This is a genomic window from Algoriphagus machipongonensis (assembly GCF_000166275.1).
Lineage (GTDB): Bacteria > Bacteroidota > Bacteroidia > Cytophagales > Cyclobacteriaceae > Algoriphagus > Algoriphagus machipongonensis.
On the sequence record NZ_CM001023.1, the window covers coordinates 4,181,330 to 4,194,199 of the forward strand.

Consider the following 12,870-nt stretch of genomic DNA (forward strand, 5'->3'; position numbering starts at 1 on the left):
CCTATATCGAAAAGTGCTCATCCTCCTACCTCAGCAATTAAGTCCACTAACCCCAATCACTTTTCTTTTAATGTCAGCTCTTTAATGATACCCGCTTCGAATAGTGAAACTTCCTGATCTGTTCCTGCTCCGAGTATTGCAGAGGTTGCAAATACTTTTTGCTTGAAATTAAAAACTATGGTAACGAAAGCTGCACTTGGGTCATACTTGAAATTGACAAGATAAAGTTTATCTCCAATTTTTCTTGACTTATAGTCGCATTCTCCTGAAGCTCCCTCATTAGGCCCGAGTATCCAATCAAACTTAAACTGACCTTCTTCAAATTCGGCATGAACAGCACCTCCATCTGGATAATAATAGTCCAAAGAAGTCCCATCTAGTAGATGCTCATTTTGACTTTCCTGTGAAAGTGCCTGAAATGAAAATCCTAATAGGATTAGCAAGAATGATATAGCGTTTTTCATGAAAAGTATATTTAGGTTTATTTAAAAATCAATTGTTTCAAATAGCGTACAAGGTTTAGGTAAAGGAGACTTCTTTCTTGCCTATTCAATAAAAACATTTCCAGCTACTTTTCCCTACCCGGTATTGGTTTTTTTTCTTTAGTTATTTAAAAATCAGGGAATTAAATATAGCGTCTACTCAGCTTTTCAAAGCCTAAATCAGTCACAATTATTGATTTTAGATATTCTCAACCTTTGAGGTTTTAAAGCCCTCAAAGGTTGAAAGGATTAAAGTCCTCGATATCGATTACTATTCGGGAGGCTCAGAATAAAATGAATGAAACACGCACCCCGTTCCTTCTGTCAAGTGTGATGCTCAAATCTTGCTGCTCGAGTCCCTATGAATAAAAAAATAATCTTAAAGATAGACCCCCTGATAGTATTCCCAAAAATCTTGAACAGGGGGATACCCTCTATTTAATCAGCCAAACTCAGAACAGTTCTTCCTTTTAATTTCCCCTTGAGCATTAAATCTATTTTTTGAGTTACATCCTCAAGCTTAATTATATTGCCAGTGGCATCTAGTTGTTGAGGTTTCCATTCTTGGGCTAGCTTATTCCAAACATTTTTTCTGTACTTCATTGGATAGTTTTGAGAATCTATTCCAATGAGTGAGACACCTCTCAGGATAAAGGGGAAAACGGTCAAATCAAGTTTTGGAGATGCCACGTTTCCACAACAAGTTACAATTCCCATGGCAGCAGTTGACTTAATAATATTTTCAAGTATTACACCTCCTACAGTATCAATAGCTCCTACAAACAAGGGTTTTAATAATGGTTTTTTATCAAGATTTTCAATCTCATTTCGTGATATCACCTCTTTTGCACCGAGGGATAAGAGGTATTCCTGCTCTGTTTCTTTTCCGGAAATGGCTACCACTGAATATCCCAGCTTACTCAAGATGGCAACACTTAATGCTCCGACACCACCTGTTGCTCCTGAAACAGCTACTTTGCCATCTTCAGGTTTTATCAATTCAGAAAGCCTTAAAACTGACATACCTGCAGTTAAACCTGCAGTTCCGAATATCATTGCTTCTTTCATGGTCAATTTTTCAGGCAATTTTACAGCCCAATCAGCAGGGACCTGAATGTACTCTGCAAATCCACCATCAGTATTCATCCCTAAATCATAGCTTGTAACAATAACCTTATCTCCAGGGTTAAAATTTTCACTATTTGATTTTTCAATTATTCCGACTGCATCAATACCTGGGGTATGAGGATAATTCCTTGTTACACCTTTATTCCCAGTGGCTGACAAAACATCTTTATAATTCAGTGAGCTATAGGAGACTTTCACTAAAATCTCATGTTCGTTTAATTTTCTAAATTCTATTTCTTTAATTGAACCAGAATATTTACCGTCATTCTCTTCAACTCTAAACGCCTTAAATGTAGTTTTACTTTGTTTCATCATCGTCGGTTATTTAATTATTCCTTATACAAAGGACAGAATAAAACATTTGAATATCAATAACTTACAAATAGTATGGATACGAACATTTATTTCCGTTTTTAGTTTATTCAAGGCATTAATAGAAAAAAAATGAAGAAAAGTTATTGTCCGATAGATACGTTTATCAATACTGTTAAAGGTAAACGGAAAGGAACCATAATTTTACACCTTTTTCAAGGAGATAAGCGCTATAATGAATTAGTAAAACTGTTACCTGATATAAGTGAACGTATGCTTACTAAACAGCTTAAAGAATTAGAATCAGATGGTCTAATTATTCGAACCGTTTTTCCCGAAGTTCCACCAAGGGTTGAGTACAGTTTAACAGAATTAGGGAAAGAAATTCACCCTATACTAAAAAGCATGTTTAAGGGAGGAATTCTTTTTGAAAAATCTATTGATGAATTACATACTTAATATGGGGCTTTTTATAGAGCTAGGCTATAGGAAGGTTTCCAATCATTTTCCTGAACAGCAATACCAACGCTTACAAGGAACGAAAATCTTTCTAGCAGCCATTTAGAAGCTGAAAGCTTGGTTATGTGTTCAGTTTTTTATTGGACATTAATTTTTGAGTAAATATCTAAACTTATAAATTCTCCATTTTTTATTTCACAATCCTTCATCGTTCCTTCTTGTTGAAAATCAAGTTTTCGCATTGCGTTTTTACAATTGACATTGTGGGATTCTACAAACCCTTCCATTCGATGAAGTCCTAGACTATCAAAGCCATAATTAAATATCAGTGGCATCGCTCCAGAAAAGGTGGGAAAACAATCAAATAAAAAATGCTAGAACATATACTTTTGAATACTTATGGGAAACTGTGGCGCTACTGATTATTTCTTATAAACCCGTATTCCATCTTTGTAAGTCTCTAAAACCAAAATATTTTTTATTTCTCCCTCAGTCACTTTCAATGGATTTTTATCGAGAATAACCATATCAGCCAATTTACCTACCTCGAAAGTGCCTTTCGTGTCTTCTTCAAAATGTTGGTAGGCAGACCATTGAGTAATGCCCTTAAGAGCCTCATATGGAGTTAGTTTTTCATCAGCTCCAATCACTTGGCCTGAGCGGGACTTTCTTTCAACAGAAATTCCTACCATACGCATCAAATTCGGAAGAGCTACAGGAGCATCTGTGTGTATGGTAATTCGTAGTCCTTTGTCTAATGCAGTTCTTGTTGGGCTGATGAAATTTCCCAGACTATCGCCGATGATTTGCTTGTGCCAATCTCCCCAGTAGAACGTATGAAGCGGGAAAAGTGAGGCAATGACATCCAGTTCCTTGAATGAATCGAGCTGATCTTCCCGAACATATTGCCCATGTATCAGGACAGACCTCCGGTCATCATTTCCCAATTCGTTTGCAGCTGTTTTCATTGTACGAATCATCTGATCCATAGCTGCGTCACCATTTGCATGGGTCAAAACCTGCCAGTTATTTTTAAAAGCTTTCTTATATAATGCCGTCACCACACTGTCTTGGGGGATAGCGGGGTATCCTTTATAGCCTGTTTCTGCTCCATCGGGAGGGATTAAATAGGCTTGTGTGCGCCATGCTGTTCTTCCCTGTGGAGATCCGTCAAGCGTCATTTTCATTCCACCAATTCGGTAATGATTGTTGTATGTCTTGCTGTTCCACTTGGAATCCATGTAATCATCTGCGTACATATAGTCGATGTAGCTAACCACATCCAATTTTAGTTTGCCTGCTTCTGCTTTGCTAACCAATCCCTCATGGTTTTGCATCGCTCGACCCTCCTGGGCGGTGGTGTATCCATAGGACAATGCCATTTCCTGTCCCGCTTCAAAAAAGCGGTCCGCAGCTTCAGTACTTGCGGGTGTCAGTACTTTCAACATATAGGGAAATGCGGCCAATTCTTCTAAAACACCATTGGGCTCATTGTTTTCTTCTCTTCTGATAATTCCTCCTTCAGGATCTTTTGTGCTGGCATCTATACCTAATTTTTCCAGGCCTAGGGAATTAACCACTACAAAATGAGCAGAAATATGGATGATCATGATAGGGAATTCTGTAGATACCTTATCGAGGTCATGTTTGGTTGGAAAACGGTTTTCTTCCAGTACCGAATCATCAAAGCCTAAACCGAAGATCCATCCTGTCAACGTTCTATTTTCAGGAGTATTCCAGTCTTTCAAAATTTGAATCATTGTTGGAATATCCTTGGCTCCTGCATCTGGTGGCGGTAAGATTTGAGCACCAATGGCCTGAGCGGCAAAATTGTCAAAGTGAGCATGTCCATCGATAAAACCTGGAAGTAATGTTTTCCCTTCAAGATCGATCATTTGGGACTGCCCGTATTTTTCTTCGGCTTCTTCTTTGGAGCCTATAAACACAATCTTCCCGTCTTGTTCTACTAAGGACTCAGCATATTCTGGACTGTCACCTTGCATGGTGATGATGTCCCCATTAAAAAAGATGGTTTGGTTAGTATCTATTGTATTTGTTTGGCAAGCAACTGCTGTTAAGCAAATCCATGCAAAAAGTAGTATTTTAATTTTCATTTCAGCCCCTTTTATTTTTGCCAACAGTTTCGATAAAATGCGTTTCAAAACATTTTATTCTTTGTTGTATAAAATCACATTAAAAATAGGATCCATTCATTTGAATCATTTTTCCTTTAAGTTAAGCAATTCCAATAAACCTGCTTCACAATTGATTTTCAATTAAAAGGATTTAAAACTTGGCTTTTGACACCGAAACTGTAACGTCTTGGCTAAGTATAATCCCCGCTAGCCTGGCGAGTGGAAGGCCGAGCAAGTACACAACAAAAAATCCTTTCCTAAGCTTGATCAAAAGAATGGTGTGGATGGAACCATTACTTATTGCTACTGTAGTAGCCAGTTAATTCTATTTTTTTTCTTCAGTAAATAAAAACCAACTCCAAGAAAAATAAGACTAATTATCATGCCTGTTATTCCTAACTGTTGATGTAAATGGTTTTCAGTCAAGGGCTTTACAAAAAAGTCTATTATACCTATTACTATTCTCAAAACAGCCCAAATAATTAATGAAATTGCCCAGAATTTTATACTAAGTATCAATAGCTTAGGTCTTTTTCTTGTAATTATGAAAACTCCCAAAACCAACACAGAAAGAAAAATGGGAACATAGCTTCCAATGGTCAAATACATAATGCCCTTAGCGATAAAGGACAGTATCGAAAGTGAAAGAATGAACAAATAAGGGTTCGTTTTAATATCCATCTCCCTTTGTTTTAGTGACTAGAGTTTTAATTACTTCATAGACAAGGTTTGTTGTGGATTCTACGTAATCAAAATTTACAGTTTCAAACGTATCTTCTGGAGTATCCTTGTAAGGGCTAGTATCTTTATTGACGAACTCTTCGGTAATTCCAACAGCATTAAATCCAATATCTCGAAAAGATTGATGATCCGTTGAGTTTACTTTAGTAGTATGAATAGGTATATCTAATTTAAGACCCTGTTCTTTATAAATCTCTTCAAGTTCTGCAGTCGGTAGTTCCAATTCAATTGCATTGTCTTGATCTTTATCCCAGGCTATTTGGTCGAAAGTATGAACCGAGAGGATATCGTACTCATTTTTTTTAATGTACCTCGCAAAAGCTTTACTACCAATTAGATCTTCCTCTTCTTGGTCAAAGAACACGATTAAAACATTGACTTCTCTTGATGGGATTTCAGAAATTTTTTTAGCAACTCCATACAATAATGAAATTGCGGAAGCATTATCGTTTGCTCCAGGACAATCCCTAGCTGTATCGTAATGAGCACCTAAAATTATGTATTGGTTGGTGTTGACAGTGGCAGGTAAAATGCCATAGATGTTAGTTCCTTTAAATGGTCCTATTAGGATATCAACAAACGGATTGATGTTTTTTTGTCTATAATTTTGTTCTATTGGTTGAAGGGATAGGTTTTTTAAAAGTTCAATCAAATAAGCTCTGGATAATTCACGTTCCCGCAGGGTTGCTCGGGCCTTTAATTGGACACCTATTGGTTGGATTGGTTGATTCCCTGAAAGCGAAGAAACTATTTCGATTTGAGCTTGCTTAATATCTTGCGGGAAATTATACAGAATGACTTTTTCTTCATGACTCTTGGAGCATGACATCAAAATAAAAATCATTAGTATAATTAACCGCTGTTTCATTTAATCGTCAATAGTTTTCGATTCGGTATAAGGCTTTTCGGCAACTTGGCTTATTCTAGAAAAAATCTGCCAGATGCCATCCTTGCTCTTTTTCCAGGTATCAATCATATCAAAATAAGGAGGTAATTTACCTACACCTTCTTGTTCCCAATCCATCGTCCAAGTAGTTCTTGCTACTACAATTGAATCCATTTCAGTAACTATGTTCAGAGATGTCACCTCTGCTAATGAAGCGCTCATCCCTTTCATACCAAGATACATATCTTTACTAATTGGTGGGACATCTCCATAGGTCCTTATCAGGCGAAAGTCATCGTGCATAATAGATTCTACGAAACTTATGTCATCAGCAACAAGCGCTGAAGCCCAAGCGGTTTCTTGGGCCAGAATCTCTTTGGTAAATTTTCTTTTTGGTGTACCAGAGTTGATTTCTTGCTCAATATCGGCTTCCGATACTGTTTCCTTTTTCTCACTCGTACAAGAGAGCGCTAAACAAAATAGTATTCCTAGATAAAGTATTCTTGGTACTTGTTTAAAAGCTGTAGTTATTTTTTCTGCTGTAGTCATGATATTTATTTTTAAAATTTTCTATCGCAAAATAGACTACAGGAAGAATGTTGGTTTAATGCATTAAGCCACTTTAATAGTGGAAAAAGACAAGAATGCTAATTAAAAGAAGAAGGGAGATGGCCGAAATATTTTTTAAAAGCCTTGGTAAAGTTGGAAGGATGGGAATACCCAAGCAAATAACTTACTTCGGTGGGAGTCTTGGCGTTGTTTTGGATTTCAGAGGCGGCAAATTCCATTCGCACCCTATTGTGGTATTCAATAGGAGGTAATCCAAATACCTGCTTAAATGAATTCTTGAATTTGGATGTTCCCATATGTGCCATTTTAGCCATTTCTTCAACTGTTGGAATCTGACTATTGGTTGGGTCTCTAAGTAAGGTTGAAGTTTTAAAGAGATTTTTAAGGTCTTCCGGGTGTAGTTTACCTGGGTTTATTCCTTTTTTATGACTTTTTAGTTTGTTAAAAAATTGCTGAACGAAATCGAGTACCAGCCGGTGGCATTTTATTTTATCATACATGGCTGATATAGCCAAAGACAATTTGTACTCCAAAACAGGATCTAGGTCTTCATAGACCAAACTTTTTTCTCGATCAATGAGGCTTTCCCAATCTTTAAAGTAGGCCTTCAAAAAGGTATCGCTAAACCGTATGGTTGCTAATTCAGATTCAATATGAGGAGGAATTTGGGTTTCTATTTTAAGATTTGGACCATAAAGTAGAATTCCAATTGGCAAGTGCTTTTGAAAATGAATGATTTGATCCCCAGCCTTTTTCTCCTGTTTTGTTTTTGAAAGGTTGATATGGATAATATACCATTGGGTGTCCACAGGATTGACCGAGGTCATTGAAATAGGTATTTTGAATGGCGCTTTATCAAAGTGATGAAACTCCAATTCACCCGGAAAATCTATAAATTTTACATCTCCTTCAATGATTGCAGGATCAGGTTTTAGTCCAATTTCTGTTTTTGTAAAATTGAAGTAGCGATCAAATTGTTCTATGATATTTTTAGTGATGTCAATATGAATTTCCATAGATAATTAATCGATTCTTCCTTGATTTCTTAATGGTGTAAATAAATGACACTTTGTTTAAGTGCTAAATATAAGCCTGCATAGTATGTATTAATTTATCATTCCATTTTTCCAGATTTGGCCTACCTCTTTTAAGTTTGAAAGGTCACTTAAGGGATTTGCATTCAGAAGTACAAAAGTTGCTTTACTTCCTTTTTTTATTTCTCCAATAGGTAAATCAAAGGCTTTGGCGGCATTTCCTGTAGCTGTTTTCAGTACTTCAAGGTTGGACAAGCCTGCCATTTTATATAGCTCAAGCTCCAAAAAATAATCTTCTCCAAAATTCATTTGACCTTCTTGGGCATCAGTTCCAGCTACCATCAAAATCCCTTGTTCATGCATCTCTTTGATGATATCAGCACGCTCTTGAGCATTCAAAAGGTTAATACTGACCCAGTCTTGAATAAATGGTGGTGCATCCTCCATGGATTTTAGCGCCATCCCAGCCGTAGGAACTACAAAAATATTATGCTTAGCTAGCTGTACATAAAAACTGTCTGGAATAGGTAGGTCTTCTTTATAATCCAACATATGTACAAAACCATCAGGCTTGAACTGGGCTATTTGCATCATTTCCGCAACTGTATTGGCATGAACAACCACTTTATAATTTTGGTTATGTGCAGCGTCAATAAGATTTTTGATTTGTTCAAAACTTAATGAGGGAAGAGGTGGATAGCCCATCCATTCGTGGTTTTCACGAATCACTTTGATGTAGTCAACTTCCTTATCCATGCGATGTTGTAGCCAATCTGCAATGGGCAAAGAATCGGAAATAGTTTCCATATCTGGACTAAACTGATTGGGGTGTCCACCTGGTACTGTGGCTGCATGACCTGCCCCATAGAGTGTGGAAAAACCAATTGAATCTCTTGACATTGTTTTCCAGTCAAGTTCTCTGTCCTCCAATCCTGTGTGCATGTTTAGAAGAGTCAAAATACCTAAAGGATAGCCTTCTTTTAAGTCGTCCAATTTACTGGCATGAACATGCGCATTGACCAGTCCAGGAATTATGAATTTACCCGACCCGTCTATCGTTGAATCGGCATCTAATTTATTGGTGGTTATCGCTGCTATGGTATCCTTATTAATAGCCACATTCACAATGCCTAAATCTTCATATCCATCAAATAAATTCACTTTTTCAATGACTATGTCATACTTTATCGGTTCGCTACAACCTAAAAGAGTTAAAGCGATTAGGCAGAAAAAAAGTACTCTTTTCATGATCATTTGTTTTATGTGCTACAAGAGTTTGTGTTCGCCATCGGATCACTTACCCGATCCTAACTAATGAAGTAAAGTAAGGGTCGGATTGCCTTGGCTTTAATAGTTAATTCCCCATAAACTATATGCATTGTTGGTAGTTGTATCTCTTATTTCAATTTTTGAATACAGTTTCAGCAACGGCCCTGAAAACTTCATTGTTTCCTAACCATTTTAGAAACAAAATAGGTAAATGTGCTAAGATTTATGACCACAGATGGTGGTTTTTGTATAGCTCATGAGATTTTAGAGATTTCATATTGTTCTAATTTATTACAGACAACAGTTTACATAAGGCTTGAGGCAGTTTCGAAGCACTTTCCTGTCCAGCAAAACCAAAGCTGATCTCAAATCGAAAACCTTACTGGCTGCCATTCACCGGCCTTAAGCTATATGCTTTGTTATATACCGCCATTACTTAAATCTATTTCAATGTCTTTTTCAATTTCGTCATAAACTGAATCTAAAACGGGTGTAGGTAATTCAATATGAGTATCCAATATTATATTAAGTGGAATCGAATCCTTTATTCTTTTGCCCATTTCTTCGTTTATTATATTAAGATAGGATTTAGAAATCTCATAGAGCAGTGTATTCAGAGTTCCCATTGATTCGTTAGGTATTAATTCTATCCTAAAAATAGCGTCTTCAGGGTCATCAGATAATTCAGGATAATAACCAAAATTGAATATGTTCATATTAACCAAAGAGTCTATCTGCGAGCGATCGATTTTAGCGCCTGAATCAAGTTTCCAATTACCTGTTGATTCGATTATAATAACTAAATGATTGCGGTGAATATCAAATGAGCTACAATTCATAGGATTACCATAAAGAGGAATTGAATACTTTGATGTCGTTGCAATTTCACCTTTGATAAAATCAAATGGTAACATCAATGGTTTGGAATGTGTTGAGTCAAAATGTGAACAATAGGCTACTTCAAAATCGTCAATTGTCTTGATTTTGTTTGAATCAATTAATGCGGAATTCTCTGGTGTCTCAAAGACTTGCTTATAAGTTACTTTTGAAATACAACTTGTCAATATTAAAAGAAGTAGAAATTTTCTCATCCGTCAATAGGTGGTATATAACACTTGTATTAACCTAAGTCGAACTAGTCAATAGCGTTTATATCGCCTTTGTCCACAGGGTATTAGGTGTTCTAAAAACCAAATTAAGAAATCCGTCGATTCTATCTAACAAGCCCTGGATACTTTTATCGGAGATAGGCTCCACTAAAAAGTAAATGGAAAGCATTTTTGCATGGCCGTTATGCAGGACGATAACCTATCAAACGCATGGCGATCCTTTTTTTAGACTTATGACCTACCTCCGGTAGGCAGGCCTACCTACGGAAGGCAAGCCTGACTTCGGAAGGCAGGCCTAACTCTGGAAGGCAAGCTTTAGCCTTCTCACCTCAGCTTTCTGAGTTTATATTTTAGCTTTCTGAATTTTAAAACCCGTTCTTCAAGTCCCGATTAGTATCGTGGATGTAATCGCAAAAAATTATTTTCTTTCTTTATTAAATCATCAAAAAACATCGGTTCTCCATTTCACTACCAACAACTTCTTATAAGTCCAGAATAGCAGCAAGGTCCTCAGAACTCACCGGGGCGGAGATATGTTGGTGAACCACTTTCCAGCCATTATTGAATTTTGAAAATCCAACAGTGATTCTATTTTTCATTTTCCTTAATACCGCCCCTTGAGAATTTAAAGCTTGGAACTCTATCAATCCACTTGCAAATCCACTTGTATCTGATTTGAACACTTGAATCATTTCAAAATCAACTTTCACTTTTTCTTCTCCCAAGGAGGAGAGCCAATTTTCAATATCGGGTGACCATTCATTAAGGTTTTTATAGTAACCTAAGTCCCACATGTCAAATGATACAACCTCCTTATCATATAGTTTTAATAATTGGGTTGCATCTTTCTGCCAAACGGCATTTTTATAGTCTTCAAAAAAATCCTCGATTTCCTTCATCTGGTTTAGTCTGATTGTTTACTTTTTTTTCTCGAAACCCAAATATCAGTAGCCATATGCCTAAAATTAATTCTACAATCCCAATCGGAGTACTCAATTGAGTTTATATCGCATTTGTTCACAGGGTATTAGGTGTTCTAAAAACCAAATTAAGAAATCCACCGATCCTTTCTAACAGGCTTTAAAAAAAGTATTGCTTCTCATAGGTGGTTGGTTGGGTAAGCAAAGAAAATTACCATTGATGAACCTATTGATGATTCAATTTTCAATGGGTTGCTCTAATTGATATTCTCTGTCATATAAACCCAGTTGTCTTTTTTTCCAAACGGCTCCTTCCAAAAATACCGGGTGAGGGAGGTTGACATCCCAAGTCCCTAGCTTTTTTAATAGATAAGTAGTCTTATCCATATGTTTCAGAGCTAGGTCATTTTGCTCGGATGGGTCCTCGGCAAGATTATATAACATGGGCATTCGATCAGGAACACTTACCAGTTTCCAGTCCCCTTCCCTGATGGCCCGGCTAATAGTAAACTTCCATGTCATCTCTCGATCAGCAAGCGGAGGAGTTTTTCCTGTCAAGTGAGGAATTAAATCAACCCCTGAGAACATATCCATAGAGGTTTCAGTATCTCCTGCTAGCGCCAAAAATGTAGGTACTACATCCAGTGATGTAACCTGCTCCTGGTAGATAAGCCCTTCAGGAAGTAAACCTGGTAAATTCATGACAAAAGGCACGTGGATTCCCCCTTCCAGCAAAATACCTTTTTGACCACGGTATGGCGCATTTAGGGAAGCGTTGCTGTCGGTAGGCCCTCCATTATCACTAAAAAATACCACCAAGGTGTTTTCGGATAACCCCTGTTCCTCCAGGCTTGTCATGATTTTACCTACATTCAGATCCAGTCGGTGAACCATTGCGGCATAGGTTCGGCGTTTCTTGTCTTCGATATGCTGATATAAAGCCAAATCTTCTTCCAGCGCTTGCATAGGTGTATGAGGAGCATTGAATGCAGCAAAAAGGAAAAAAGGTTCGTCTTTGTGTCTTTCTATAAAATCCACGCTTTCATTTCCTACATCATCTGTGATATAGGTTATTGGATCTGGAGTTTTGAAATTGCTTTCCAAGGGCTCTTTGTATCCTTTTCCATTTGGCAGAGATTCAAAATAATCATGTCCTCCACCTGTATAGCCCCAGAACTCATCGAACCCTCTTTTTAGCGGATGGAATTGAGGTTCTTTTCCTAAGTGCCATTTTCCAATCAGGCCATTCACATACCCCAATTTATTCAGATGATCAGCAATGGTTTTTTGGCTGAGCGGCATGCCATTATACGCTATATCAAAACCAGGCTCAACTCCTGCGAGATTATTGTCATGACCAAATTCCACTTGGTTGATGCCTGTGATAAACCCTGCTCTTGAAGGGCTGCAAACGGCCGAGGAAACGTATCCTTGGGTGAAAGTGACTCCATTAGTAGCAAGTTGATCAAGATGTGGTGTTTTGATTTGCGTACTTCCAGTAAAGCCCAAATCACCATAGCCTAAATCATCAGCCACAATAAGTACCAGATTGTAATGTTTTTTAGGGGAAAGCTGGGGACTTGGCTTGCTTTGTGCACTAAGGTTTTTAAAAGAAAAAAGAAAAAGTAGGATGAATAAGAGACTGTGAATTTTCATAAGAGGGATTAAAAGAATTGGGCAATAATTAGTTTTGAAAGTTGAATTTTTCAATACCCAAATTACGATGTTTACTTAGAATGAAATGGGTTTAATTTTTGTCAATTTTGGCAGATATTCTTTCCTACTCCAATTATTCTATCTGATATTCTTCTCTTTTCCTTTTCTT

Annotated in this window: 11 protein-coding genes; 1 reads left to right on the top strand and 10 read right to left on the bottom strand. The window is 37.1% G+C overall.

The window, feature by feature from the left end:
* Positions 1 to 56: 56 nt before the first annotated feature.
* Positions 57 to 464, bottom strand: coding sequence for a hypothetical protein (locus ALPR1_RS17600; protein ID WP_008202713.1), 408 nt, complete (start codon positions 462 to 464; stop codon positions 57 to 59).
* Between the two features lie 456 nt (positions 465 to 920).
* On the bottom strand, positions 921 to 1,925 hold the full coding sequence (locus ALPR1_RS17605) for a YhdH/YhfP family quinone oxidoreductase (protein ID WP_008202714.1): 1,005 nt from the start codon (positions 1,923 to 1,925) through the stop codon (positions 921 to 923).
* A gap of 129 nt (positions 1,926 to 2,054) precedes the next feature.
* On the opposite strand from ALPR1_RS17605, the gene ALPR1_RS17610 reads away from it, so the two are divergent.
* On the top strand, positions 2,055 to 2,381 hold the full coding sequence (locus tag ALPR1_RS17610) for a winged helix-turn-helix transcriptional regulator (RefSeq protein WP_008202715.1): 327 nt from the start codon (positions 2,055 to 2,057) through the stop codon (positions 2,379 to 2,381).
* A gap of 422 nt (positions 2,382 to 2,803) precedes the next feature.
* Here ALPR1_RS17610 and ALPR1_RS17620 read toward each other — a convergent pair whose 3' ends face one another.
* The 8 genes from ALPR1_RS17620 to ALPR1_RS17660 all read right to left on the bottom strand — a co-directional run bounded on the left by ALPR1_RS17620 (position 2,804) and on the right by ALPR1_RS17660 (position 12,701).
* Positions 2,804 to 4,495, bottom strand: a complete 1,692-nt coding sequence (locus tag ALPR1_RS17620; RefSeq protein ID WP_040303868.1) for an amidohydrolase — start codon at positions 4,493 to 4,495, stop codon at positions 2,804 to 2,806.
* A 691-nt stretch (positions 4,496 to 5,186) separates the two neighbouring features.
* Positions 5,187 to 6,125, bottom strand: a complete 939-nt coding sequence (locus tag ALPR1_RS17630) for a M28 family metallopeptidase (protein ID WP_008202720.1) — start codon at positions 6,123 to 6,125, stop codon at positions 5,187 to 5,189.
* Positions 6,126 to 6,692: a nuclear transport factor 2 family protein gene (locus ALPR1_RS17635; RefSeq protein ID WP_008202722.1), complete on the bottom strand. Its 567-nt coding sequence runs from the start codon at positions 6,690 to 6,692 to the stop codon at positions 6,126 to 6,128.
* A gap of 98 nt (positions 6,693 to 6,790) precedes the next feature.
* Entirely contained in the window at positions 6,791 to 7,729 is a 939-nt protein-coding gene (locus tag ALPR1_RS17640) for a helix-turn-helix transcriptional regulator (RefSeq protein ID WP_008202723.1), read from the bottom strand.
* A 90-nt stretch (positions 7,730 to 7,819) separates the two neighbouring features.
* On the bottom strand, positions 7,820 to 8,995 hold the full coding sequence (locus ALPR1_RS17645) for an amidohydrolase family protein (protein ID WP_161599242.1): 1,176 nt from the start codon (positions 8,993 to 8,995) through the stop codon (positions 7,820 to 7,822).
* Positions 8,996 to 9,435: 440 nt separating this feature from the next.
* Positions 9,436 to 10,107 carry a hypothetical protein gene (locus ALPR1_RS17650; RefSeq protein ID WP_008202726.1) on the bottom strand — a complete coding sequence of 224 codons (672 nt, stop codon included), beginning with the start codon at positions 10,105 to 10,107 and terminating at the stop codon, positions 9,436 to 9,438.
* Positions 10,108 to 10,607: 500 nt separating this feature from the next.
* On the bottom strand, positions 10,608 to 11,024 hold the full coding sequence (locus tag ALPR1_RS17655) for a YybH family protein (RefSeq protein ID WP_008202727.1): 417 nt from the start codon (positions 11,022 to 11,024) through the stop codon (positions 10,608 to 10,610).
* A gap of 258 nt (positions 11,025 to 11,282) precedes the next feature.
* Positions 11,283 to 12,701, bottom strand: coding sequence for a sulfatase-like hydrolase/transferase (locus tag ALPR1_RS17660; RefSeq protein WP_008202729.1), 1,419 nt, complete (start codon positions 12,699 to 12,701; stop codon positions 11,283 to 11,285).
* Positions 12,702 to 12,870 lie beyond the last annotated feature (169 nt).